The sequence below is a fragment of the Actinomadura fulvescens genome (assembly GCF_039533225.1).
Taxonomy (GTDB): domain Bacteria; phylum Actinomycetota; class Actinomycetes; order Streptosporangiales; family Streptosporangiaceae; genus Spirillospora; species Spirillospora fulvescens.
The window spans coordinates 1175514-1198611 of record NZ_BAAATD010000001.1; the positions used below are offsets into that span (position 1 = coordinate 1175514).

The following is a 23098-nucleotide window of genomic DNA, read 5'->3' on the forward strand; positions in this document are numbered from 1 at the left end:
CGGTCCGCTCGGAGGGCACAGCGCTACGGGGCGCATATGGGATCATGTTCGCCGTGTCACGTCCCGGACAGGCCCTCCGCGCAGCCGTGAGCGGCATGGGCGTGCTCGACCGGATCCGCGTCGGCCTGCTGGTTCTGGGGCTGTTCTTCGTGGCCACCGGCCTGCTGCCGAGGGACGAGGCCGGCGACAGCATCGAACGCATCGCCCCGCTGCTGCTGTTCCTGTTCAGCGTCATCGTGCTGGCCGAGCTGACCAAGGAGGCCGGCGTCTTCGACGCGATCGCGCAGCGGCTGGCGAGCTGGGGGCGCGGCGACTACTTCGCGCTCTTCCTGCTGTGCGTGGCGTTCGCCTCGGTCACCACCGTCTTCCTCAACCTCGACACGACGGCCGTGCTGCTGACGCCGGTCATGCTCGCGCTGGCGGTGCGGGCGCGCATCGCCGCGCTGCCGCTCGCGGTGACGACCGTGTGGCTGGCCAACACCGCGAGCCTGCTGCTGCCCGTCTCCAACCTGACCAACCTGCTGGCGGCGGACCGGGTCGCCCTGGAGACCCCGGCGTTCGCCGCGCGGATGTGGGCACCGCAGCTCGCTGCCCTCGCCGTGACGATGGTGCTGCTGTGGGTCTTCTACTGGCGCCGTTCGATGCGGGGCGCGGACGCCGGACGCTACGAGCCGCCCCCACCCGAGCCGGTACGCGACCGGGTGCTGTTCGGGGCGACGGGGATGGCCTGCCTGCTGTTCATCGCGGCCATCCTCGCGGGCGTGCACACCGGCATCCAGCTGGGCATCGCCGCGACCGTGGCGGCGGTCGTCGCGGTGGCCGCGTTCGCGGTGCGCGACCGCCGCGCGCTGCGGCCGTCGCTGATCCCCTGGCAGCTCATGGTCTTCGTCACCGGGCTGTTCCTGGTGGTGCCCACGCTGGAGCGGTACGGGCTCGACGAGGTGATGCGGGCGGTCGTCGGCACCGACGACGGGGTGGCCGGGGCGATGCGCGCCGCGTTCGCCGGGGGTGGCCTGTCGAACGTGCTCAACAACCTGCCCGCGTACGTGGCGGGGGAGTCGGCCGTCCCCAAGGGCAACCACGATCAGCTGCTGTCGCTCCTCATCGGGACGAACGTCGGCCCCGTGATCACGCCGTGGGGCTCGCTGGCGACCCTGCTGTGGTTCGAGTGGTGCAGGCGCTGGGACGTCCGGGTGCCGATGCGCAAGTTCGTCCTGACGGGGACGGCGCTGGCGGTGCTCGGGACCGCGGCGTCGGTGGGCGCCCTCCTGATCACCGGCTGACGCTCACCGGCTGAACGGAGGTCAGCGGCTAGCGGGCACGGTCGCGTTGATCGCGCCGAGGGCGGCGCCGGCCGTCCGGAGCAGGCGGCCGAGCAGCTCGGGACGGGCGGCCACGAAGCCGCGTTCGGCCGGGGGGAGCTCGATGCTCGGCCGGTACGGGCCGCCGTCGAGCGCACGGAGCTCCGCGCCCGCCTCCTCGGCGAGCAGCGCCCCGGCGGGCAGGTCGACCAGCTCGGGCCGGTAGCCCACGATGCCGTCGATGTCGCCGCGGGCCAGCATCGCCCACGCGACCAGCGGCGCCCACAGCTGGAGCAGGCGGCCTCCCCGGCGCTCCAGCATCGCCTTCAGCGGCACCGCGACGGCGTCCTCGTAGCCGACGTCGTGGCCCTGGATCCAGGCGAGCACCGGCTTGTCGGCGCGGCCGGGCCGGGGCCGGGCGGGCAGCCGCAGCGGCGTTCCGTCCGGGCCCACCGCGCCCTCACCCCGCACGGCGCTCCACGTACGGCGGCTGACCGGCTCGTGGACGACGCCGAGCACCGGTTGCGATCCCGCGCAGAGCGCCAGGCCGATCGCGCACACCGGCATGCCGATCGCGACGTTGTTGGTGCCGTCGAGCGGGTCGACCAGCCAGGTGAAGCCGCCGTCGGCCGCGCCGACCGTCCCGGCCTCCTCGGAGATGATCCGGTGGCCGGGGAAGGCGCCGCCGAGCCGTTCCAGGATCAGGCCCTCGCAGGCCAGGTCGAGGTCGGTGACGACGTCCGCGTCGGCGTCCTTCAGGCGTATCTCCAGCGGCCCGGTCATGCGGGCGCGCAGGAGGTCGCCGGCGGCCTGCGCGGCCTCGACGGCGACGCGTCCCGCCTCGGTGAGATCGACCAGAGGGGCCGGTGCGGGGTGCGATGCGTTCATCGGGGCCTCTCCGTACGGGTGGGGTCAGAGTCGTGCCGGCGGATGGACGTCGTCCGGCGTCATGCCGGGGTGGGCCGCGGTGAGCAGCCGCGCCGAGCGGCGGGCCGCCCGGGCGGTCTCGCCCGGAGCGCAGCGTTCGCGGTGGGTGCGGTGGGTCGGGACGTCGAGGGGGCCGATGGACAGGTCGCCGCCGCCGGGCGTCTGCCGCCCGAGCGCGACGGTGGCGGCGTCCGGGCCGTCCTCGATGAACGTGCTGTGGAAGACGCCCGCCGGGAGCGTGTAGGTGTCGCCCGTCCGGTGCACCGAGGAGTCGCCCGGAGCGCAGCTGACCGTACGGGACGTGGCGTGCAGCTCGTCGATGCCGCCGCGGCTGACCACCTGGAAGATCCGCTGCTCCGGTGCGCCGGGCGCCGGGGGCTCGGTGACGTCGGCGCGCGCGTTGCGCACCGTCCCGTACAGCACGAAGCTGATCAAGTCCCAGCTGTGGCAGTGCACCGGCGAGGTCGTCGCGGGCGCGGCCGGCACCTCCGGAGACCACAGGTGCAGGCAGACGCCGAGGTCGCCGCTGCGCTCCACCGGCAGGCACAGGAAGCCCAGCGGGTGCCGCACCGCCGCGATCGCCAGCCGCCCGGCCGCGACATCGTCGAGCACGCGGCGGGCCCAGGCCGGGAGCACGCCCGCCGCCGTGCCCGCCGCGAGCGCTCGCTGGATGTCGTCGTATCGCATCATTCGAACGGGTCCTTGGCCCGCAGGCCCTTGCGGATGATCTCGATGACGTCCCGGTCGGTGTAGCCCCGGGCCAGGTCGATGCCGAGGACCTCGAAGAGCTTGCGCGTCTCCTCGACGGTCGGCTCGTCGTCGAGCGGCGCCAGCCGGGCCTGCTCGATCGGGACGCGGCGCGCCTGGTCCAGGCTGACCTGGAGCTCGGCGCTGTACCAGCCGTAGTAGAACTTGTCGGCGTCGATCACCAGCGCCTCGCCGCGCGGGTCGTCCCGCGTGACCACCACGCACGACTTGGAGAGGTCGTAACGCAGGGTGGTCATCGTCTGGGACAGGCCCATGTCGATGTCGAGCATGCCGAAGCGCTGCTTGTGCCAGCACGCCGCCAGGATCGTCGCGTACGCCTCCTTGCGGGTGCGTTCGGTCGTCCACTGCTCACCGGTGCCGTCGGGCTCGTCGGAGACCGACCGCCGGTGCCGGGCGTAGGCCTCGCAGACCTCGACGTTGGTCGGGTCGAGGATCTCCACCCGGAACAGCAGGGTGCGCCGTTCGCGCCGCGCCGCCGCCACGCACTCGGGGAGGGTGCGGGCGCGGATGTAGGTGCCGGTGCCGCCCTTGAAGAACCAGCGGTCGGTGGCGCGCCGCGCCTCGGCGAGGACCTGGCCCACCTGCGCGCCGCTGATCACCCGTACCACGGCGGTCTCGTCGAGCGCCCGCTTGGTGTCGGAGATCACACTCTCGAAGCGCTCGATGTGCTGGAGACGCTCGCTCAGCCCGTCCAGCGTGGCCGAGGACGCCCGCAGCGTGTCGCGGACCTCGGCCTCGACCGGGATCCGGCGGCCGCGGTCGCGCAGCACCGAGGACGCCAGCAGGCCCATCACCGCCAGGATGGCGCTGTTGACCACGTCCGACTCGTTCGGGACCTTCAGGCCGAGACTGATCACGGCGACGACGACGGCGATGGTGAGCGCGATGACGGCGTCGGCGTTCTTCCCGAGCCAGATGGCGAATCGGGTCATCGTGGTCTAATTCCCCGTTCCCTTGGCGGCGCCGTCATCGTAACCACAGTGCCGGTGGCAGGCCACTCGGCGGAAGCGGGTACCCCAGGGTATTTATATGGCCTGGTGGGGCAATGCCTCGCTATAGGCTCGTCACATGCGCTTTCGGAACTGGTGGTCGGCGCTGTGGCCGACACGTCGGTCTCGGGCGCTGGACCTCTCGCTGGCCGCCGGTACCGCCGTTTTCGACGGGGTCTGGCTGTGGTTCGCGCCGCAGGACTTCTGGCTGCCCGCCCCGGTGGTCTCGATCAGCAGCGCCATCCTCGCCCTCGGCCTGGTGGTGCGGCGCCGCCATCCCGTCGGGCTCGCGCTCTTCATGGCGGTGTTCGGCACGCTGGCGGGCGCCGGCGGGCTCGCTCCGTTGATCATCCTGTACTCGCTGGGGGCGTACGCCGCGTCACGGCGCACCGCGATCGTGATCACGGTGGTCGGCTACCTCTGCTTCCTGGCCTTCCCCGGCCCGACCGCGGGCGGGGAGTCGTTCCTGGCCCTGGTGACGTTCGGCGCGGCGTTCACGGCGCTGCCGCTGGTGCTGGGGCTCTACATGGGCGCGCGCAAACAGCTGATCGCCTCCCTCCAGGAGCGGACGCGGCGGCTGGAACGCGAGGTGCACCTGCTCGCCGAGAAGGCCAGGGCCGAGGAGCGCACCCGCATCGCCCGCGAGATGCACGACGTCGTGGCCAACCGGGTGAGCGTCATGGTCGTGCACGCCGGTGCCCTGAGGGCCGTGGCCGTCCGCGACCCCGAACGCGCCGCCGAGACCGCCGCGGTGATCGGCGACATGGGCCGCCAGGCGCTGGACGAGCTGCGGCAGGTCATCGGCGTCCTGCGGCAGGGCGAACAGGCCCTGCCGCAGAGCTCGCCGACGCTGGACGACCTCCGTGCGCTGGTGGGCCAGTCCACCTCCGCCGGGCTCAACGCCGACCTGCGGGTCCACGGCGAGGTACGGCCCATGCCGCCGGCGATCGGCCGGACGGTCTACCGGCTGGTCCAGGAGAGCCTGACGAACGTCCACAAGCACGCCGGAGACGCCGACACCAAGATCGGCCTGCTCCTCCTGCCGGAGGCGGTCGAGGTGGAGATCGAGAACGCCCCGCCGAACGGCCGGCCCCAGCACGGCCTGCCCAGCGGCGGCAACGGCCTGGTGGGCCTCCGGGAGCGGGTCGTGGCCCTGGGCGGCACCTTCGACGCGGGACCCTGCGAGAACGGCGGCTACGCCGTCCGGGCCCGGCTGCCGCTCCCCGTCTCCTGAGGGGTCGCCTGAGAGGCCTCTGAGGGCCTCCAGAGGTGCCTCTTGGGGGCCTCCAGAGGTGCCCTCCTGGGGGAAATACCGCAGGCTGCGAGATTGTCGTACCCCGTGCATAGAGTGTTGGGGGAGTGGGCCGACCCGGTCCGCGGGGGTTTGATCAGGGAGATTGAGGGCATGCGGCCGATCACTGACCTGCAGCGCAAGGTGGCGCCGTTCGAGGTCGTCACGGAGATGACGCCGTCGGGCGACCAGCCGCAGGCGATCGCCGAGCTGGCCGAGCGCGTGCGGCGGGGCGACAAGGACTCGGTGCTCCTCGGCGCCACCGGCACCGGCAAGACCGCCACGATCGCCTGGCTCGTCGAGAAGCTCCAGCGGCCCGTCCTGGTCATGCAGCCCAACAAGACGCTGGCCGCGCAGTTCGCCAACGAGCTGCGCGAGATGATGCCGCACAACGCGGTCGAATACTTCGTCTCCTACTACGACTACTACCAGCCCGAGGCCTACATCCCGCAGACCGACACCTACATCGAGAAGGACTCCTCGATCAACGACGAGGTCGACCGGCTGCGCCACTCGGCGACCAACTCGCTGCTCACCCGCCGCGACACCGTCGTGGTCGCGTCCGTCTCGTGCATCTACGGCCTGGGCACCCCGCAGGAGTACGTCGACCGCATGGTCCGGCTCCGCGTCGGCCAGCAGGTCGAGCGCGACGACCTCCTGCGCCAGCTCGTCGGCATGCAGTACACGCGCAACGACCTGGCGTTCACCCGCGGCACGTTCCGGGTCCGCGGCGACACGGTCGAGATCATCCCGCAGTACGAGGAGCTCGCCGTCCGCATCGAGATGTTCGGCGACGAGATCGAGAAGCTCGCTACTCTCCACCCGCTCACCGGTGAGGTCCTCACCGAGGACGAGGAGCTCTACGTCTTCCCCGCCTCCCACTACGTCGCGGGCCCCGAGCGCATGGAGCGCGCGATCGGCGACATCGAGGCCGAGCTCGGCGAGACGCTGGCCACGATGGAGCGCCAGGGCAAGCTGCTGGAGGCGCAGCGCCTGCGCATGCGCACCACCTACGACATCGAGATGATGCGCCAGGTCGGCACCTGTTCCGGCATCGAGAACTACTCCCGCCACATCGACGGCCGCTCGGCGGGCACCGCCCCCAACACGCTCCTGGACTTCTTCCCCGAGGACTTCCTCCTCGTGGTCGACGAGTCCCACCAGACCGTCCCGCAGATCGGCGCGATGTACGAGGGCGACGCCTCCCGCAAGCGCATGCTCGTCGAGCACGGTTTCCGCCTGCCCTCCGCGATGGACAACCGCCCGCTGAAGTGGGAGGAGTTCCTGGAGCGCATCGGCCAGACCGTCTACCTGTCGGCGACCCCCGGCTCGTACGAGATGAACCGCGTCAAGGGCGACGTCGTCGAGCAGGTCATCCGCCCCACCGGCCTGATCGACCCCGAGATCGTGGTCAAGCCGACCAAGGGCCAGATCGACGACCTGATCCACGAGATCCGGCTGCGCACCGACAAGGACGAGCGCGTCCTGGTCACCACCCTCACCAAGAAGATGTCCGAGGACCTCACCGACTACCTGCTGGAGCTCGGCATCGCGGTCCGCTACCTGCACAGCGAGGTCGACACCCTGCGCCGCATCGAGCTGCTCCGCGAGCTGCGCGCCGGCGAGTTCGACGTCCTGGTGGGCATCAACCTCCTGCGCGAGGGCCTCGACCTGCCCGAGGTGTCCCTCGTCGCGATCCTGGACGCCGACAAGGAGGGCTTCCTGCGTTCGGAGACCTCCCTCATCCAGACCATCGGCCGCGCCGCCCGCAACGTCTCCGGCCAGGTCCACATGTACGCCGACACGGTCACCCCGTCCATGGCGCGGGCGATCGACGAGACCAACCGCCGCCGCGCCAAGCAGCAGGCCTACAACACCGAGCACGGCATCGAGCCGACCGCGCTCCGCAAGAAGATCGCCGACATCCTCGACTCCCTCGTCCGTGAGGACGCCGACACCGAGACCCTGATCGGCGGCGGCGGCCGCCAGCAGAGCCGCGGCAAGGCCCCGGTCCCCGGCCTGGCCTCCCGCCGCAAGGAGGTCGGCCGCCATGCCGCCGACCTGGTCGGCGAACGCCCGCGCGAGGAGATGGAGTCGCTCATCCAGCAGATGACCGACCAGATGCACCAGGCCGCCACCGACCTGCAGTTCGAACTCGCCGCCCGCCTTCGCGACGAGATCAAGGAGCTCAAGCGCGAACTCCGCGACATGAAAGAGGCAGGCGTCAAGTAGCGCGCGGCAGAACGCGCCGCAGGGGCCGGTCGCGCGCCAGCAGGGGGCAGGGAAACGGGGGCGAAACACCCCGGCGTGTTGGGTCGGTTCTCGTCCGGCTTCCATCCGTACGAGGAGGACCCCATGACGTCACGCCGTTCTGTGCTCGGCGCCGTTCCGCTGGCCGTAGGAGCCCTACCGTTCACCGGGGGAGCGGCGTGGGCCGCGCAGGGGCGCCGGATCTCGCGGGATCTGCGTCCCGGCGGCGCGTTCGACCGGTACATCAAGGAACTGGCCGGCAAGGACGAGTTCTCCGGCACGGTGCTGCTCGCCCATCGCGGCCGCCCGGTGCTGACCCGTTCGTACGGAATGGCCGACCGGGAGCGCGGAATCCCCAACCGGCACGACACCGTCTACGCGCTGGCGTCGACGTCCAAGGTGTTCACGGGGCTCGCGGCCGTGCATCTCGCCCAGCGCGGCAAGCTGCACTTCTACGACACGGTCGGCACCCATCTGAAAGGCCTGCCCAAGGACATCGCCGACCACGTCAACGTGCACCATCTCCTCACGCACACGGCGGGTCTGGGCGACGCGCGTAGGCCGGGGGAGGAGCCGCCGCGCGAGGAGGTCTTCGACAACTACGAAGACCAGATGGCCGCGTTCTGGAAGAACGTGCGCGAGTACGAGCTCGAATTCACGCCGGGAACCCGCAAGGCGTACAGCAGCATGGGCTACACCCTGCTGGGGGAGCTCATAGCGAAGGTCGCGGGGATGCCGTTCCAGGAGTACGTGCGCAAGCACATCTTCCTCCCGGCCCGTATGACCGGCGCCGGCTACTACAACAGGGCGCAATGGCTGAGCGACAAACGCATCGCGCACCCGTACATGTACCAGAAGGACGGGTCACGCGTGGACGCCGTCCGAAACCTCGACAAGGGCGCCGTCTATGGCGACGCGGGCGGCGGCAGCAACTCGGCGCGCAACTGGATGGGGACGGGAGGCGGCAACGGCTTCGCCTCGGCGCTGGACATGCTGCGCTTCTCCGTGGCGGTGCGGCGCGGCACGCTGCTGAGCCGCCCGTTCCACGAGCTGTACGTGAACGGCAAGATCTCCGCACCGCCGCTGAGGCCGAGCGATGATCCCAAACGCGGCGAGGGTTTCCATGCGTACGGCCCTGCCGTGTCGCTGTACGACGGCGAACGGGTGATCACGCATGGCGGCGGGGCCGGGGGCATCTCGACGAACTGGTCGGTCTATCTCGACCTCGACTGGTCGGCGACCATCCTCTGCAACTACGACCTGAGGTCGATCGAGCCCATCATCGCCCTGGAGCGCCGCCTCGTCACCGCCTGACCGCGGGGAGGATCCGGCCGGTCACCTCGCCCAGGGAGACCTCGCCCCAGCCGCCGCTGATGGTGATCTCGTCGCCGTCCTCCAGGAAGGTGCGGGTGCTGCCGTCGGGAAGCTTGACGGGCTCCTGGCCGCCCCAGCTCAGCTCGATGAACGAGCCGCGCTGGTCGGGCGAGGGGCCGGAGACCGTGCCGGAGGCAAAGAGGTCGCCGGTGCGGAGGGAGGCTCCGTTGGCGGTCAGGTGGGCGAGCATCTGGGCCGGTGACCAGTACATCGTGGCGTACGGGGGCCGTGAGACCGTGTGGCCGTTCAGCCGGAGGGCCAGCGTGAGGTCCAGACCCCACGGCTCGTCCTCGTGCAGGTAGGGGAGGGGCCGCGGGTCCTGGGCGGGCGTGGGCACGCGGGCGCCGGCGAGCGCGTCCAGCGGGACGATCCAGGGGGAGACGGAGGTGGCGAACGACTTGCCGAGGAACGGGCCGAGCGGCACGTACTCCCAGGCCTGGATGTCGCGGGCGGACCAGTCGTTCACCAGGCAGACACCGAAGACGTGGTCGGCGAACGCGCTGGTGGGCACGGGCTCGCCGAGCGGGGACGGCGTGCCGACGACGAACCCCACCTCGACCTCGACGTCCAGCCGCCGGGAGGGACCGAAGCCGGGACTCTCCTGGTCGGGGGCCTTGCGCTGGCCGGTGGGCCGCACGATGCCGGTGCCCGACGGGACGACGGTGCCGGAACGGCCGTGGTAGCCGACGGGGAGATGCTTCCAGTTGGGCAGGAGCGGCGCCGAGTCGGGGCGGAACATCCGTCCGAGGTTGGTCGCGTGCTCTTCGGACGCGTAGAAGTCGACGTAGTCGGCCACCTCGAACGGCATGTGCAGGCGCACGCCGGCCAGGGGGTGCAGCACCGCCCGGCCGCCGCCGGTCAGGATGCCGGTGATCTGCTCGCGGACCTCGGTCCAGCGGGCGCGGCCCTGCGCCATGAACGGGTTCAGGGACGGTGCGGCGAACGTGGCGTCGTCGAGCGTGGCGGCGAGGTCGAGCACCTGGTCGCCGAACCGGACGCCGACGCGGGGCGCCCCACCGGACGTCGAGAACACGCCATAGGGGAGGTTCTCGATCCCGAATCCGTTGGTCATCGTCATCCTTCCGCTAGGCCGAGCTCGCGGGCCTGGTCGATGGGAGTGCGCGTACTGCACGAGCCGTAACTGGCGAACGTCCGCCGCAACCGGTCGACGGCCCGTTCGTCCAGCGCCTTGAGCCGGGCGGTCAGCGCGGCGGCGTCGGTGATCTCCAGCGCCCGCCGGACGTCGTACGCCTCGGCTCCGGCGACCGCCTCGGCCGTGGCCAGCAGCAGGTTGAGGTAGCCGTGGTGGGTGAAGCCGGTCGCCGGGTCGTGGTGGCGCACGGCCTCGTGCAGGCCGGCGGTCGCCTTCACCGGCACGCCCGCCGCCACCGCCGTGACCAGCGCGCCGGCCAGCACGGACGGGCTGGGGAACAGCTCGGCGCGCAGGCCGCCGCACCGCAGCTTCAGGCCCTCGCCGTCCTGGAGTGCCCGGACGGTCTCGGGGACGCGGTCGTACGAGGCGGGCTCGAAGAAGACCGGCGCGCAGCCCTGCGCGACGTTCCGCACCATCGCCATCGCGGGCGCCTCGCCGCCCGGGATCGCGGCGAGCGGCACCTCCAGCAGCGCGATCTCCAGGCGCGGGTCGACACCGATGTCGGCGAGCGCGTCGGAGAGGCCGTCGACGCCGGTGTCGGCGATCAGCCCGACCCGGAACCGGTGGCCGCCGTTCAACCGCCCGCGCAGCTCGGCGAGGCGGCTCGCCGGGCACAGGAATCGGTGGCTGAGCATGGGGTGCCGCCCTGCCTGGTCCGCGAGGTGCCGCCGTACGGCGTCGGCCAGGTCCAGCGCGGTCGGCGGGAACAGGCCGGCGTCGTCGACCAGAGCCTCCAGCAGCGACACCGCCCGCACGCCCGCGGGCGTCACCGGCGGCCGCCCGCCCACGTCCAGGCGTATCCCTCGTCCTCGCAGGCCAGCCCGCCCTCGCCGACCTGGAGCGGCCGGAACGTGTCGACCATGACGGCGAGCTCGTCGAAGAACTCGGCGCCGATGCTGCGCTCGTACGCGCCGGGCTGCGGGCCGTGCGCGTGCCCGCCGGGGTGCAGCGAGATGGAGCCCTGGCCGATGCCCGAGCCCTTGCGGGCCTCGTAGTTCCCTCCGCAGTAGAACATCACTTCGTCGGAGTCGACATTGGAGTGGTAGTACGGCACCGGGATCGACAGCGGGTGGTAGTCGACCTTCCGCGGCACGAAGTTGCAGATGACGAAGTTGGTGCCCTCGAAGACCTGGTGCACGGGCGGCGGCTGGTGCACGCGTCCGGTGATGGGCTCGAAGTCGGCGATGTTGAACGTGTACGGGTAGAGGCAGCCGTCCCAGCCGACGACGTCGAAGGGATGCCGCGGGTAGACGTAGCGCGTGCCGGTGATCCCGCCCCGCGCGCCGCGGTGCTTGACGAGCACCTCGACGTCCTCGCCCTCGGCCTCCAGCAGACCGTCGGGCCCGTGCAGGTCACGTTCGCAATAGGGAGCGTGCTCCAGCAACTGGCCGAACTTCGACAGGTACCTGCGCGCGGGCGTGATGTGGCTGCTGGCCTCAATGCAGTAGAGCCGCAGCGGCTCGTTGCCGTCAGGCACCCACCGGTGGGTCGTCGCGCGCGGCAGGGCGACATAGTCGCCCTGGCGCACCGGCAGCGCGCCGAAGACGGTCTCCACCGTCCCCGCGCCCGACTCGACGTAGACGCACTCGTCGCCGATCGCGTTGCGATAGAGCGGCGAGGTCTCCCCGGCCGCGACGTACGACAGGCGCACGTCGTCGTTGCCGAGCAGCAGCCGCCGCCCGGTGACGGCGTCCTGCGCCTTCCAGTCGAGCGTGAGGTCGTGCGTTTTCAGGTGCCGGGGACGCAGCGGATGGTTGGGGCTGAGGTTTAGGTCGGGCGGCTCCCACGGCTGCGCGTCCACGATCGCGGACGGGATATGGCGGTGGTAGAGCAGCGACGAGTCGGACGAGAAGCCCTCCTCGCCCATGAGCTCCTCGAAGTAGAGGCCGCCCTCAGGGGTGCGGTGCTGCGTGTGGCGCTTGGGCGGTACGTTCCCGACCCGCCGGTAGTAGGCCACGGCCCGTCCTCCTCCTTGTCCGATTATCGGACTCTAACATCCGATTATCGGATAGCCTACGAACGTGTGCCCGGTCACGTCAATGAGGGGAACGCATGCCGGAGATCTCCAAGACCGCCGACCAGGCGCTCGCGCTCCTGCTGAACGTGGCGGAGCAGGGCCCCGGCACGGCCGCTGAGCTCGCCGAACGCCTCGGCATGCACCGCACCGTGACGCACCGCCTGCTCGCCACGCTCGAAGGCCGCGGCTTCGTCCGCCGCCATCCCCGCGGCTACGGCCTCGGCATGGTCCTGCGCCACCTGGCCGACTCGGTGGAGAACGACCTGCTCACCATCGCCCGCCCGATCATGGCCGACCTCAGCACCACGACAGGCGAGACGGTCACCCTCCATGTCCGCGAGGGCACCGAGATCGTCGTCGCCCACCGCGTCCTCGGCACCCGCCACCTGGTGAAGGTCGACTACCAGTCCGGCCACCGCCGCCCCCTCACCGCGGGCGCCGCCGGCCGCGCGATCCTGGCCCACCTCGACCCCTCACCCGTCCCCGTCGACGATCCCGCGCGCCTGGCCGAGATCCGCCGCCGGGGCCACGACTACTCCCACGACGAGCTCCGCGCGGGCGTCAGCGGCATGGCCGCCCCGGTCTTCTCGCCCGCCGGAGTCGAGGCCGCCCTCAGCGTCGTAGTCCCGGTGAGCCGCGACAAGGACCTCACCACCTGGCTCCCCGCCCTCACCACCGCAGCCCGCAAAATCACAACCCGCCTAGGAACTGAGACGTACGAGCGCAGCTCCGCGGTGTGACTCTCCAGCGTGGCGAGGCAATGCCGGCGGTGTCAGACGCCCGTGCTGACCTCCTCGCGCAGGCTCCTGACCGGGTGCGGGCCGTCGGGCTCGGAGCGGTACTCGTGGCCGAAGACCTCGCGGTGCTCGTCGATGACGCGTTCGCTCGGCGGCTTCTGCCCGCCCATGAGCTCCTGCTGCATCCGCTCGAAGCGCTCGTGGGCCTCGCGCACGTACCCGGCGCCGAGCGTGGTGAGGTCGATCTGCGTGGCCAGGAGCTCGCGCAGGTACTCCTTGTTGGGCTCGAACGTGACCGGCGCGGGCAGCTCGGGGGCGAGGATGCTCTCGGGGTCGCGGCCGTCGTGCCTGCGCATGAGGTCGCAGGCGAGCCGGAGGTGTTCGAGTTCCATGTTGAGGTGGAGTTCCCAGATCGCCTTCACCTTGGGGTCGGACTCGGTCTCCATGAACGAGTGGTAGAGGTAGCACTCGTTGTACTCGTGGTTGACCAGCCGCTCCCACCACGTCTCGCCGGGGTCGACGAGGGATTCGTAGTGGGTGACGTGCTCCTCCTCGATGAGCCCGATCTCCTGGTAGAGCTGCCGGGCGATCGGCTCCATGTAGAGCGGGCCGACGTTCATGTAGAAGTTCATCGTCTGCTGCTCGGCCGACATGACGGTCAGCGCGTGCAGCTTGGACACCGGCTGGGCGGTGTTCTTGTCGTAGGGATCGCGGACGTTGTCGGCCGGATGCCGGTGCTCCACCACGGTCGGACGGCCGGGCATGATCTCGGTGAGCTCCCCGACGATCTTCTCGGCCTTGCGGTGCTCGATCATCTCGTAGAGGTTGGCGTACCGGTAGAGGTGGTCGAAGTCCTCCAGCACGCCGAACTCGTACGCCTGCTTCAGGTACGCGTCGGGCTCCATCCGGGCGATCCAGGCGGTGAGGTCCACGGCGACCTGCTCGTAGGAGATCGTCGTCTCCAGCGTCGAGGCCTGCCCGGGGAGCAGCCAGTTGACGACCTTCTGCTGTTGCTGCTCGATGTAGCGGATCTCGGCCATCTGGCGTCTGATCTCAGGGTCGGGACAGACGCGGTTGAAGTGGTGGCTGAACATGATCGCCTCCACCTCGATGCCGTTCATCGTGATGATCCGGCACTTGGTGTACGGGTCGCTCTTGTCGGGGTCGACCGGCTCCACGTCGAGCTCGCGCCAGTTACGCACCTGGCGTTCCAGCGGAATGCCTCTGTGTTCGAGTGGATTGAAAGACATTGCTCCCCTGACCTCTCCCTGGATGAATGTCTCTCGCCTACCCGCGAAGCGTGCGGACACTCACGTCCACCCCAAGAAACAGGCACATTCCTGGCCGAGAGATTGGTCCGATATGACGTGGGTAGGCCTCCCGCTGCCTAATCAGTTGGGGGAGACATGAAGACGGCGATGGAGCAGGACGTCATCGATCTGCTGCGCGAGCAGCACGGCGAGATCAGGGATCTCTTCGATCTGGTCCGCACGTGTGAGGGAGGCGAGCGCAGGGAGGCCTTCCAGCGTCTCGTGCGGCTGCTGGCCGTGCACGAGACCGCCGAGGAGGAGATCGTTCATCCCGCCGCGCGGCGGAGCCTGCCAGGTGGCGACGGCATCGTGGACGACCGGCTGGCGGAGGAGCGTTCGGCGAAGGAACTGCTCTCCGAGCTGGACGGTATGGACACCGACGACCCGCAGTTCATGGTCAAGCTCGACAAGCTGCGCACGGACGTGCTGACGCACGCCCGCGCCGAGGAACGCTACGAATTCGCGAAACTCCAGGCCGAGTTCAGCGAAAAGGAACGCCGGTCACTCGCCGCGGCCGTCAAGGCGGCGGAGGCGACGGCTCCCACGCACCCGCACCCGGGCACGGAGTCGGCGGCCAAGAACCTGCTCGCCGGCCCGCCGATGGCGATCATGGACCGCGTCCGCGACCTGATCCGGAACGCCAGGAAGTGACAGAGCGAGCAGGCGTCAGCGGGACTCCGGCGGCTCGTTCACACGCTCGTGGAGGCGCCGCCTGATCTCGTCCGGCGTGTAGGAGCGGCGGCGGCGCTCGTTGCGCGCGATCACGACTCCGGTCGCGGCGACTCCGGCCAGTCCGGCCGCACCCAGCACCTTCCACCAACGCATATGCCTAGGCTAACGGCCATGAGCGGCACGAGCATCCCACTGGCCAAGGCGGTGGACCTGACCCGGACCGGCGACGTCTGGCTCTTCCGGGGCCGCACCGTCGCCGACCGCGCGATCCAGACGATGACCAACAGTCCCGTCAACCACGTCGGCATGGCCATCGTGGTGGAGGACCTGCCGCCGCTGATGTGGCACGCGGAGCTGGGCAGATCCCTGCCCGACCTGTGGTCGGGCGGTCACCATCGGGGCGCCCAGCTGCACGACCTGCGCGACGCGGTCCTGGTGTGGGCGGGACGGTACGGGCAGCGCGCGTGGCTCCGCCAGCTCGATCCGCCCGCCTCGCGTGAGATGGAGAACGCGGCGCTGCGCGCGGTCGCGCGGCTCGACGGCACGCCCTTCCCCTCAACGTCGCGGATGGCGTCCCGCTGGATTCGCGGCCGGATCCCGTTCCGCCGTCCCGCCGAACGCGACCCCGACCTGGAGACCGCGTTCTGCGCCGAGATCGTGGCCGTGACCTACCAGGCCATGGGGCTGCTGCCGAAGGGGCGCCGGCCCAGCTGGTTCGACCCGGGCCGTTTCTGGAGCGGCGACGACCTGGACCTGGACCTGGGCGCCCGCCTGGGCGGCGAGATCCGCGTCGACCTTCCCGGCTGACCGAACGATCAGGCGCCGGAGCGCTCGGCTCTCCGGCGTCTGCGGCGGAGCGTCCTGAGCATGCGGAACGAGACGAACGCCAGCATCACGACCCCGATCAGCGCGATGACCGGGGCCAGGATCGCCAGGACGCTCATCCCGAGGGAGACGGTGTCCTCGACCATGCTCACGACCGGCGCGCCGGTGCCGAGGGTGCCGGCGTTGACGATCGGGCGGATGGAGGTCTTGGTGAGGTGGACGACGAGGGCGACCACGATCCCGAGGACCCAGCCGATCCACGGATGGTCGGTCATGAACGACGACGAGTCGAGCCGGCCGGCCGCGTCGGTGGCGGCGAACACGGCGCCGCCCGCGGCCGGCCGGACGAACGTCTGCACCGCGTCGTTGACGCTGTCGACGACGGCGACCTTGTCCAGGACGACCTCGGCGGCGAGCAGGACGCCCAGGAGCGCCAGGACCCAGCCGTTGGTGAGCCAGCCGAACTCGGCCGGCAGCCGAACGAGGTCGGTGTGGCGGTCCAGCAGCCCGACCACCAGCATCGGGATGTAGGCGTTGAGGCCCGCCGCCGCGGACAGCCCGAGACCGGTCAGCACCGCCAGCATGATTCCCCCGGAAGTATCGTGTCCCCCTTGGACGTGAGATTCCCCGTTCGTGTTCCGCCAGACATTGATCTACAACGTAAAGGTGGGAACCCAGGGGAACCCATGAACGTCTGCACATTCGGGCGGCGGGACGGAAGGGCGAGCGATGACGGGGCCGGGACCGGAGCTGGGACCCGACGACACACCGGAGCCGCGCATCGAAACGACGCCGGAACCGGCAACGACGGCACCCCCGAACACCGCCACGGCAGAGCAGGCGGCGGCCGGGACGACGGCGCAGCCGGGCGTCGGGACGACGGTACGGCCGGACGCAGGGACGGCCGCGCAGGCCGGTGCGGCGGTGCAGCCGGGCGCAGGCGCGGCGGCGCAGCCGGGCACCGGCACGGTAGAGCAGGCGGCCGGGACGACGGCGCAGCCGGGCACGACGGCGCAGCCGGGTGCTGGGACGGCAGTGCAGGCCGGCGCGGCGGCGCAGCCGGGGGCGGCGGTGCGGTCGGGCACCGGGGTCACGGTGGTTTTGGAGCCGGATGATGTGGTCGGGCGTGGGAGCGTTCGTGGCCTTGTTACGGGGCTGCCCGGGCGGGCGCGGGAACGGTTCGGTGATCGGGGGGTGGCGCTGGGAGTGCTCCTCGGGCTGGTCCTGATGATGGTCGTTCCGCTGGTGGCGCTGCCCGCCGTCCGGTGCGAGACGTTCGGGGACGGCAACGGCTGCCGGCCCAGGGTCCACGAGCCGCGGGCCGAGCCGGTGCGGGGAGCTCCGCAGGTCAGCCCCGCCCAGGTCGCCGTGCAGGGGGCGTACGTGGCGTTGGGCGACTCGTACTCGGCGGGCGTGGGGGCCGACCTCACCGCCGCCGACCTCAACCCGCTCAACCGCTGTCACCGCACCGGGCAGGCTTACTACCACGCGGTCGCCAAGTCGTTCGGCTTCGCCCGGGGGAGTGCGTTCTGGGCGTGCTCCGGCGCGACGACGGGCGACGTGATGCAGGGCAAGTCGGGCGAGCCGCCGCAGATCGGCCGGATCGACCAGAACACCAGCCTCGTCACGATCAGCATCGGCGGCAACGACGTCGGCTTCTCCAAGGTGCTGGCCGGTTGTGTGATCAAGCTGCCATGGAGCAAGGGCTGCCAGGACCAGGGCCGCGGCATCGCCGACCGGATGGCCGGGTTGCGGCGCGACCTGCCCACGGTGCTGAGGGAGATCCGCGCCCGGGCGCCGCAGGCCCGGGTGATCGTGCTCGGCTATCCGCGCGCGTTCAAGGAGACGTCCGGCACCGACGGCGACAACATCAGCGTCGCCGACCAGCAGTGGCTGAACGCACGGGCCCGCGACCTCAACGAGCTGATCCGCCAGGCGGTCACGGAGGCCGACGCCCACATCGCCGGCGCCCGCGCGCCGGGGAGCGTGGAGTTCGTCGACGCCTACAGCGCGTTCGCCGGGCACGAGGTGGGCACCGCCGACCCGTACATGAACGGGCTGGCGGTCAACCTGGCGGCGCTGGCCCCCGAGTCGCGCAGCTACCACCCCACGGCGAACGGCTACAAGGCGCTCGCCAGGCTCTTCGTCGACCAGATCAACCGGGGTCCCGGACGTCCGCTCAATCCGCCCCGGTGATGGCGTTGAGGCGTTCCACGGCCTCGGCGAACTCCTCGATCATGTCGTAGACGACCTGGCGCGCGGGCCGGACGGTGTTCATCAGCCCGACGCACTGGCCGACGAAGTAGTTGGCCAGCTCGCGGGCGCCCTCGTTGCCGCTCTCGGCGACCTTGTTGATCTGCCGCATCGCGCCCTCGGCGACGATCATCTGCAGCGGCATGCCGAGGGCCCCGGGGCTGGCGGGGCCCTCCCACTCGTCGGTCCAGGCGGACTTCAGCTGCCGGGCGGGCTTGCCGGTGCGCGACCGCGACCGGACGGTGTCGCGCGAGGTGGCGGCGAGCATCTTCGCCTTCACGTGCGGCGGCGTCTCGGCCTCCTCGGTGGTCAGCCACACCGAGCCGCACCAGACGCCGGAGGCGCCGAGGGCCATCGAGGCCGCCATCTGGCGGCCGGTCGCGATGCCGCCCGCGGCCAGCACGGGGATCGGGGCGACGGTGTCGACGACCTCGGGCACCAGGACCATGGTGGAGATCTCGCCGGTGTGGCCGCCGGCCTCGCCGCCCTGGGCGACGATGAGGTCGACGCCCGCGGCGACCTGGCGGCGGGCGTGTTCGGCGGTGCCGACGAGGGCCGCCACGGGAACCCCGGCGGCCTTGGCCTTGTCGACCATGAGGGGCGGCGGCGTGCCGAGCGCGCTGGCGATGAGGCCGATGGGGTGGCCGAGCGACACGTCGATGAGCGCGGTCGCGCCCTGCGAGGTCACCTGCGCTCCGGCGCCCTTGGCGTCCCGGGTCTTCTTGGCCTTCTCGAAGTCGGGCAGCGGCACCCCGTACTTCTCGAACAGCTGGAAGAGGAACGTCCAGTGCTCCTGGGGGACGGCGGCGAGCATGGTGTCGAGCCCGCCCTCGCCCCGTCCGGCCTTCTCCGCGGACTCATCGATCTTGCTGGGCACGAGGACGTCCACGCCGTACGGGCGGCCGCCGACGTGGTCGTCGATCCAGCGGAGTTCTTCTTCCAGCCGGTCGGGGGTGTAGGCGACGGCCCCGAGCACGCCGAGGCCTCCGGCGTTGGTGACGGCGGCGACCACGTCGCGGCAGTGGCTGAAGGCGAACAGCGGGAACTCGATCCCGAACCTCTCACACACCTCGGTACGCATGCCCCGACGCTAATGGACCGAACGTCATTCGGTCCATAGTGCCGGCTCACACGGGCCGGAACAGCACGTACGCCTCGCCCTCGGCCGGATGCTCGAACGTCACCCGCAACGGAAGGCCCTCACGCAGTGTCCCGGTGTCCACGCCGTTCAGCCGCGCGTGCAGCCACGGTCCTTCGGTGAGCTCGACCAGCGCCAGGTAGGCGGGCGGTGGCGCGTTCCCCTCCTCGTCGGGGCGGCCGTGCGTGACCGTCCAGGTCACCAGCGTCGCGTCCCCGGCGGCCTGCGCCCAGGTCAGCTCCTCCTCGCCGCAGCCGGGGCAGCCGCCCGCGTCCGGCGCGAACCACAGGTCGCACGCCTCGCACCGCTTGATCATCAGGCGGTCGGCGGCGGTGCCGTCGAAGAACGGGTCGGTACGGCCGTCGCGCCGCAGGATGCCGATCTCCATGGGTCAGGCCCCCTTCGCGTGCGGACTGAGGATCAGCGTCGAGTGGTGGTCGAGGATGCCGCCGTTGCCGCTGACGAGGATCACGTCGTTCGTGGCCGCCTGGCGTTCGCCGCCCTGCCCGCGGGCCTGGATCACGGCCTCCGACAGCGGCGTCATGCCCCACATGTAGTAGGCCGACAGCTGGCCGCCGCCGGTGTTGGTCGGCAGCGCGCCGCCGGGGCCGAGCGCGCCGGACGCGGCGAACGCGCCGCCCTCGCCCTTGGCGCAGAAGCCGTAGTCCTCCAGCGACACCAGGACCGTGTAGGTGTAGCAGTCGTAGAGCTGGCACACGTCGATGTCGTCGATGGTCACGCCCGCCATCTTCATCGCGATCGGCCCGGACGTGGCCGCGCCGGTGGTCAGGCCGAACTCGCTCCCGCGTTCCTTGCGGTGGCCCGGATGCCCCTGGCCCCAGCCCCACAGGTGCACGGGCGGCTGGGCGAGGTCGCGGGCGCGTTCCGCGGCGGTGACGACGACGGCGATGGCGCCGTTCGAGACCAGGCAGCAGTCGAGCAGGTGCAGCGGCTCGGCCACCCATCGCGAGTCCTGGTGGTCGGCGAGCGTGATCGGCTCGCGCATCTGCGCGAGCGGGTTGCGCGTGGCCCACTCGCGCGTGCTGACCGCGATCGCGCCGAGCTGCTCGCTGGTGGTGCCGTAGTGAGCCATGTGCCGCTGCGCCGCGAGCGCGTAGAACGCGTTGACGCTGCGGAAGCCGAGCGCGGCCGTCATGCCGCCGAAGCCGTACCATTCGGGCGCGTCGCGGTGGTAGGCCGAGCCAGCCGACTGCTTGGGCTGGAGGGGCGCGTCGGCGAAGACGCACACCACCGTGGACGCGGCACCGCTGAGCACCGACAGCGCCGCGTACGACACCATCGCGCCCGCCGTGGCGCCGAAGGCGTCCATCTTGGTGAGCAGCTGGAGGTCGCGCAGCCCGAGGGTGTCGGCGAGCTCGATGCCGGGGGAGCCGCCCATCCCGTGGCTGACCAGCAGCCCGTCCACGTCGTCGAGGGCCAGGCCCGCGTCGGCGACCGCGAGCCGGACCGCGTCGGCCGCCAGCCGGCGCGGGCTGCGCCCGTACACCCGGCCGAGCTCGGTCATGCCGAGCCCCACGATGCTCGCGCCGTCAACCATGGATCACCGCCACCTCCCGATGAGTGACGCCCTACGTTACCGAACCCGATTCGGACTCGTCCGCGCGGGTGCGGAAGGCGTGGCGGTAGGCCAGCGGCGAGGCGCCCACCATGCGGGCGAAATGCGCCCGCAGCGTCACCGGCGAGCCGAACCCGGCCTCCGCCGCGACGCGTTCGACCGGCAGGTCGGTGCTCTCCAGCAGCTGCTGCGCACGATGGATGCGCGCACGCAGGAGCCACTGCAGCGGCGTCGTGCCGGCCTGCGCCCGGAACCGCCGCGTCAGCGTGCGGACGCTCACCGCCGCCTCCCTGGCGATCTCCTCCAGGGTGAGCGGCCGGTGCAGGTTGGCCTCCATCCACGCCATGGTCGGCTGCAGGGCCGTCCCGGTGTCCTGCGGGTCCTCGTGCTGGATGAACTGGGCCTGCCCGCCGTCCCGCTGCAACGGCATGACGATGCCCCGCGCCGTACGCGCAGCCACGGCCGACCCGTTGTCGCGGCGGACGATGTGCAGGCACAGATCGATGCCCGCCGCGACCCCGGCCGCGGTCAGCAGGGAGCCGTTGTCCACGAACAGCACCGCGGGGTCGACCTCGATGCGCGGATGGCGGCGTGCCAGCTCGGCCGCCTGCATCCAGTGCGTGGTCGCCCGCATGCCGTCCAGCATCCCGGTCGCGGCCAGGACGAACGCGCCGACACAGATGGAGGCGATCCGCGATCCGCGCCCGGCGGCCTCGCGCAGCGCTTCGAGCACCTCGGCGGGCGGCTCGTCCAGGAACGTGTCGTGGGCGGGGATCACGATGGTGTCGGCGGTGGCCAGCGTCTCCAATCCCCACGGCGTCTCCAGCCTCATCTGCCCGAAGAAGCCCGTGGTGATCGCCTTGCCCGGCACCGTGCAGACCCGCGTCTCGTACAGCGGTTCGCCGTTCTCCCCGACGGCGGACCCGAAGACCTGGCAGGGCACCGTCAGCTCGAAGGCGACGGCGCCCTCAAGGGCGAGAACGGCCACAACATGCATGGCCAGAATCTAGCGCACCCCGGCATTCTGGACACTGTCGGGTGCCTCCCGGAACGCCGACGATCTACGCATGGCAGATCACTTCACCGACTTCGACATGCCCGACACCGAGCTGACCCGCAAGGCGCTGGCGTTCGCCGAGGAACTGGAGACACCGGCCCTCGTCAACCACTGCGTGCGGACCTATCTCTTCGGGCGGGCCGCAGGGGAGGCGCAGGGCCTGCGTCCTGGCGCCGACTACGACGACGAGCTGCTCTTCCTGGCCGCCGTGCTCCACGACGCCGGCCTCAGCGAGCGCGGCGACGGCGACCAGCGCTTCGAGGTGGACGGCGCCGACGTGGCCGCTGCGTTCCTGCGCGACCAGGGTGTCGCCGAGGACCGGATCGACATCGTCTGGCAGGCGATCGCGCTGCACACCACCCTCGGGGTCGCCCACCGCCTGCGCCCGGAGATCGCCCTCACCCACCTCGGCGCCGGGGCCGACGTCGTCGCCCAGGGCATCGAGGCGTTCCCCGAAGGTCTCGTCGACCGGGTGCACGCCGCCATCCCGCGGTTGCTGCCGGACGCGGGCCTGGGCGACGCCATCCTCGACCAGGCGCTCCGCAACCACGACAAGGCGCCGCCTGCGTCGCTGGCCTTCGAGCTCCTCCGCAAGGTCAAGCCCGACATCCCCGTCCCCAACTTGCGCGAAGAGGCCGCCGAGGCCTGGCCAGGAGTCGCCTAACGGCCGCCGCGAAGATTCATCCCGCTCGGCGTCGCGGCGGCGCCGGCCTCCGCCCGACGCCGCCGCGCCCCACTCGGGCTCAGACAAGCGTGGCGTAGATGTACTGGTTCTTGACTCGCTTGACGGTCCAGACGACGACCGGCGCGTTGTCGGCCTTGGAGCCGCCCGTTACGTCCAGCGCGTAGTTCTTGAAGGACCTGATCCAAGGATTCATGAGGGCGAACTTCTGGTTGTTCTTGCCATGGCACTTCCACTGCCAGAGCTTTGTGCCCTTCTTGCCGCCGCGGCCCAGGTCAAAGCACTTGCCGCTGTGGGCATTGCGGATGACCCCGAAGAAGCCGGCGACACGTTCGAACTGCCACTGCTGGTTGCGCCGCCAGAGGCATCGGTACTGGTTGATGTACGCCCCGTTCCTCTTGCTGGCGCCCATGACGGTCAGGCACTTGTTGCTGTGCTTGAACCGCAGATAGCTCCACCTGCCTGGAGCCTTCTTGGTGCCGTTGGCCGGGATCAGCTCAAGCTCGCTGAGGTCATTGCCGGTGCGTGCCCATCCGGGGTCCTGCGCAGCCGTTGCGGCTCGGTCGGTGTCCGCCGGTGGGGAGGTGGCCGCGTTCACCGGACCGGCCGGGACGAGTGCCGCGAGCAGTGCCGCCGCTCCGGTGGCGGTGGCCAGGGACCTGTTCATGGTCCTCCTCGGGAGGGTTTCCTGATGGACGCCCCATGAAAGACCAGGCACGTCTCCGGCACGTCGCCGGATCGTCTCCGCCCCGTCTCCCGGGGGGAACCGCGATGATCG

The 23098-nt window shown here is 71.1% G+C and carries 23 protein-coding genes; 9 read left to right on the forward strand and 14 right to left on the reverse strand.

Annotated elements, in window-relative coordinates; translation table 11 throughout:
• Positions 1–53: 53 nt before the first annotated feature.
• Entirely contained in the window at positions 54–1283 is a 1230-nt protein-coding gene (locus tag ABD333_RS05515; RefSeq protein WP_344538240.1) for an ArsB/NhaD family transporter, read from the forward strand.
• 21 nt (positions 1284–1304) lie between these two features.
• Here ABD333_RS05515 and ABD333_RS05520 read toward each other — a convergent pair whose 3' ends face one another.
• The 3 genes from ABD333_RS05520 to ABD333_RS05530 are packed head-to-tail and all read right to left on the reverse strand — an operon-like array spanning position 1305 to position 3928.
• Positions 1305–2189, reverse strand: a complete 885-nt coding sequence (locus ABD333_RS05520; protein ID WP_344538242.1) for an inositol monophosphatase family protein — start codon at positions 2187–2189, stop codon at positions 1305–1307.
• A gap of 24 nt (positions 2190–2213) precedes the next feature.
• The gene (locus ABD333_RS05525) at positions 2214–2918 is read right to left on the reverse strand and encodes a hypothetical protein (RefSeq protein ID WP_344538244.1); all 705 of its coding nucleotides are present in this window, start codon (positions 2916–2918) and stop codon (positions 2214–2216) included.
• Positions 2915–3928 (reverse strand): hypothetical protein, encoded by a 1014-nt coding sequence (locus tag ABD333_RS05530; protein WP_344538245.1) that lies wholly within the window; start codon positions 3926–3928, stop codon positions 2915–2917. Before ABD333_RS05530 ends, ABD333_RS05525 begins: the two co-directional genes overlap by 4 nt.
• Before the next feature lie 136 nt (positions 3929–4064).
• On the opposite strand from ABD333_RS05530, the gene ABD333_RS05535 reads away from it, so the two are divergent.
• The 3 genes from ABD333_RS05535 (at position 4065) to ABD333_RS05545 (ending at position 8840) form a co-directional block, all read left to right on the forward strand.
• Positions 4065–5219 carry a sensor histidine kinase gene (locus ABD333_RS05535; RefSeq protein ID WP_344538247.1) on the forward strand — a complete coding sequence of 385 codons (1155 nt, stop codon included), beginning with the start codon at positions 4065–4067 and terminating at the stop codon, positions 5217–5219.
• A gap of 171 nt (positions 5220–5390) precedes the next feature.
• Positions 5391–7508, forward strand: coding sequence for an excinuclease ABC subunit UvrB (gene uvrB / locus ABD333_RS05540; protein WP_344538248.1), 2118 nt, complete (start codon positions 5391–5393; stop codon positions 7506–7508).
• A gap of 123 nt (positions 7509–7631) precedes the next feature.
• The gene (locus tag ABD333_RS05545) at positions 7632–8840 is read left to right on the forward strand and encodes a serine hydrolase domain-containing protein (protein WP_344538250.1); all 1209 of its coding nucleotides are present in this window, start codon (positions 7632–7634) and stop codon (positions 8838–8840) included.
• Here the strand turns inward: ABD333_RS05545 and fahA are convergent.
• The 3 genes from fahA to ABD333_RS05560 are packed head-to-tail and all read right to left on the reverse strand — an operon-like array spanning position 8830 to position 12010.
• Positions 8830–9972, reverse strand: coding sequence for a fumarylacetoacetase (gene fahA / locus ABD333_RS05550; protein WP_344538252.1), 1143 nt, complete (start codon positions 9970–9972; stop codon positions 8830–8832). The genes ABD333_RS05545 and fahA overlap by 11 nt on opposite strands.
• 2 nt (positions 9973–9974) lie before the next feature.
• Complete coding sequence (locus ABD333_RS05555; protein ID WP_344538254.1) at positions 9975–10841, reverse strand: hypothetical protein; 867 nt, start codon at positions 10839–10841, stop codon at positions 9975–9977.
• Positions 10820–12010: a homogentisate 1,2-dioxygenase gene (locus ABD333_RS05560; RefSeq protein ID WP_344538256.1), complete on the reverse strand. Its 1191-nt coding sequence runs from the start codon at positions 12008–12010 to the stop codon at positions 10820–10822. Before ABD333_RS05560 ends, ABD333_RS05555 begins: the two co-directional genes overlap by 22 nt.
• A gap of 95 nt (positions 12011–12105) precedes the next feature.
• On the opposite strand from ABD333_RS05560, the gene ABD333_RS05565 reads away from it, so the two are divergent.
• The gene (locus ABD333_RS05565) at positions 12106–12810 is read left to right on the forward strand and encodes an IclR family transcriptional regulator (RefSeq protein WP_344538258.1); all 705 of its coding nucleotides are present in this window, start codon (positions 12106–12108) and stop codon (positions 12808–12810) included.
• A 32-nt stretch (positions 12811–12842) separates the two neighbouring features.
• On the opposite strand, the gene ABD333_RS05570 is transcribed toward ABD333_RS05565, so the two are convergent.
• A complete protein-coding gene (locus ABD333_RS05570; protein ID WP_344538260.1) occupies positions 12843–14057 on the reverse strand; it encodes a hypothetical protein in 1215 nt (404 codons plus the stop codon).
• Positions 14058–14213: 156 nt separating this feature from the next.
• Between ABD333_RS05570 and ABD333_RS05575 the strand changes: the two genes are divergently transcribed.
• Entirely contained in the window at positions 14214–14768 is a 555-nt protein-coding gene (locus ABD333_RS05575) for a hemerythrin domain-containing protein (protein WP_344538261.1), read from the forward strand.
• A gap of 15 nt (positions 14769–14783) precedes the next feature.
• Here ABD333_RS05575 and ABD333_RS05580 read toward each other — a convergent pair whose 3' ends face one another.
• On the reverse strand, positions 14784–14942 hold the full coding sequence (locus ABD333_RS05580) for a hypothetical protein (protein WP_344538876.1): 159 nt from the start codon (positions 14940–14942) through the stop codon (positions 14784–14786).
• 18 nt (positions 14943–14960) lie between these two features.
• On the opposite strand from ABD333_RS05580, the gene ABD333_RS05585 reads away from it, so the two are divergent.
• Positions 14961–15596 carry a hypothetical protein gene (locus tag ABD333_RS05585; RefSeq protein ID WP_344538263.1) on the forward strand — a complete coding sequence of 212 codons (636 nt, stop codon included), beginning with the start codon at positions 14961–14963 and terminating at the stop codon, positions 15594–15596.
• 8 nt (positions 15597–15604) lie between these two features.
• Here ABD333_RS05585 and ABD333_RS05590 read toward each other — a convergent pair whose 3' ends face one another.
• A complete protein-coding gene (locus ABD333_RS05590) occupies positions 15605–16198 on the reverse strand; it encodes a DUF4126 domain-containing protein (RefSeq protein ID WP_344538265.1) in 594 nt (197 codons plus the stop codon).
• Between the two features lie 145 nt (positions 16199–16343).
• On the opposite strand from ABD333_RS05590, the gene ABD333_RS05595 reads away from it, so the two are divergent.
• Positions 16344–17810 carry an SGNH/GDSL hydrolase family protein gene (locus ABD333_RS05595; RefSeq protein ID WP_344538267.1) on the forward strand — a complete coding sequence of 489 codons (1467 nt, stop codon included), beginning with the start codon at positions 16344–16346 and terminating at the stop codon, positions 17808–17810.
• Here ABD333_RS05595 and ABD333_RS05600 read toward each other — a convergent pair.
• Genes ABD333_RS05600 through ABD333_RS05615 form a run of 4 tightly spaced genes read right to left on the reverse strand, consistent with a single transcriptional unit; the run spans position 17794 to position 21578 of the window.
• Positions 17794–18948, reverse strand: coding sequence for an NAD(P)H-dependent flavin oxidoreductase (locus ABD333_RS05600; RefSeq protein WP_344538269.1), 1155 nt, complete (start codon positions 18946–18948; stop codon positions 17794–17796). The two genes, ABD333_RS05595 and ABD333_RS05600, sit on opposite strands and share 17 nt — an antisense overlap.
• A gap of 46 nt (positions 18949–18994) precedes the next feature.
• Positions 18995–19393 (reverse strand): Zn-ribbon domain-containing OB-fold protein, encoded by a 399-nt coding sequence (locus ABD333_RS05605; protein WP_344538271.1) that lies wholly within the window; start codon positions 19391–19393, stop codon positions 18995–18997.
• A gap of 3 nt (positions 19394–19396) precedes the next feature.
• The gene (locus ABD333_RS05610) at positions 19397–20563 is read right to left on the reverse strand and encodes a thiolase family protein (protein ID WP_344538272.1); all 1167 of its coding nucleotides are present in this window, start codon (positions 20561–20563) and stop codon (positions 19397–19399) included.
• Between the two features lie 31 nt (positions 20564–20594).
• Positions 20595–21578 carry a GlxA family transcriptional regulator gene (locus tag ABD333_RS05615; RefSeq protein WP_344538274.1) on the reverse strand — a complete coding sequence of 328 codons (984 nt, stop codon included), beginning with the start codon at positions 21576–21578 and terminating at the stop codon, positions 20595–20597.
• Between the two features lie 70 nt (positions 21579–21648).
• Between ABD333_RS05615 and ABD333_RS05620 the strand changes: the two genes are divergently transcribed.
• Positions 21649–22302, forward strand: coding sequence for an HD domain-containing protein (locus ABD333_RS05620; RefSeq protein ID WP_344538276.1), 654 nt, complete (start codon positions 21649–21651; stop codon positions 22300–22302).
• 79 nt (positions 22303–22381) lie between these two features.
• On the opposite strand, the gene ABD333_RS05625 is transcribed toward ABD333_RS05620, so the two are convergent.
• Entirely contained in the window at positions 22382–22987 is a 606-nt protein-coding gene (locus ABD333_RS05625; RefSeq protein WP_344538278.1) for an RICIN domain-containing protein, read from the reverse strand.
• Positions 22988–23098: the final 111 nt, after the last annotated feature.

Coding starts and splice junctions, on each gene's coding strand:
- ABD333_RS05580 (WP_344538876.1), bottom strand. CDS start 14,942: ATGCGTTGGTGGAAGGTGCTGGGTGCGGCCGGACTGGCCGGAGTCGCC.
- ABD333_RS05570 (WP_344538260.1), bottom strand. CDS start 14,057: ATGTCTTTCAATCCACTCGAACACAGAGGCATTCCGCTGGAACGCCAG.
- fahA (WP_344538252.1), bottom strand. CDS start 9,972: ATGACCAACGGATTCGGGATCGAGAACCTCCCCTATGGCGTGTTCTCG.
- ABD333_RS05525 (WP_344538244.1), bottom strand. CDS start 2,918: ATGATGCGATACGACGACATCCAGCGAGCGCTCGCGGCGGGCACGGCG.
- ABD333_RS05585 (WP_344538263.1), top strand. CDS start 14,961: ATGAGCGGCACGAGCATCCCACTGGCCAAGGCGGTGGACCTGACCCGG.
- ABD333_RS05545 (WP_344538250.1), top strand. CDS start 7,632: ATGACGTCACGCCGTTCTGTGCTCGGCGCCGTTCCGCTGGCCGTAGGA.
- ABD333_RS05595 (WP_344538267.1), top strand. CDS start 16,344: ATGACGGGGCCGGGACCGGAGCTGGGACCCGACGACACACCGGAGCCG.
- ABD333_RS05615 (WP_344538274.1), bottom strand. CDS start 21,578: ATGCATGTTGTGGCCGTTCTCGCCCTTGAGGGCGCCGTCGCCTTCGAG.
- ABD333_RS05565 (WP_344538258.1), top strand. CDS start 12,106: ATGCCGGAGATCTCCAAGACCGCCGACCAGGCGCTCGCGCTCCTGCTG.
- ABD333_RS05530 (WP_344538245.1), bottom strand. CDS start 3,928: ATGACCCGATTCGCCATCTGGCTCGGGAAGAACGCCGACGCCGTCATC.
- ABD333_RS05605 (WP_344538271.1), bottom strand. CDS start 19,393: ATGGAGATCGGCATCCTGCGGCGCGACGGCCGTACCGACCCGTTCTTC.
- ABD333_RS05610 (WP_344538272.1), bottom strand. CDS start 20,563: ATGGTTGACGGCGCGAGCATCGTGGGGCTCGGCATGACCGAGCTCGGC.
- ABD333_RS05625 (WP_344538278.1), bottom strand. CDS start 22,987: ATGAACAGGTCCCTGGCCACCGCCACCGGAGCGGCGGCACTGCTCGCG.
- ABD333_RS05520 (WP_344538242.1), bottom strand. CDS start 2,189: ATGAACGCATCGCACCCCGCACCGGCCCCTCTGGTCGATCTCACCGAG.
- ABD333_RS05620 (WP_344538276.1), top strand. CDS start 21,649: ATGGCAGATCACTTCACCGACTTCGACATGCCCGACACCGAGCTGACC.
- ABD333_RS05590 (WP_344538265.1), bottom strand. CDS start 16,198: ATGCTGGCGGTGCTGACCGGTCTCGGGCTGTCCGCGGCGGCGGGCCTC.
- ABD333_RS05600 (WP_344538269.1), bottom strand. CDS start 18,948: ATGCGTACCGAGGTGTGTGAGAGGTTCGGGATCGAGTTCCCGCTGTTC.
- ABD333_RS05535 (WP_344538247.1), top strand. CDS start 4,065: ATGCGCTTTCGGAACTGGTGGTCGGCGCTGTGGCCGACACGTCGGTCT.
- ABD333_RS05575 (WP_344538261.1), top strand. CDS start 14,214: ATGAAGACGGCGATGGAGCAGGACGTCATCGATCTGCTGCGCGAGCAG.
- uvrB (WP_344538248.1), top strand. CDS start 5,391: ATGCGGCCGATCACTGACCTGCAGCGCAAGGTGGCGCCGTTCGAGGTC.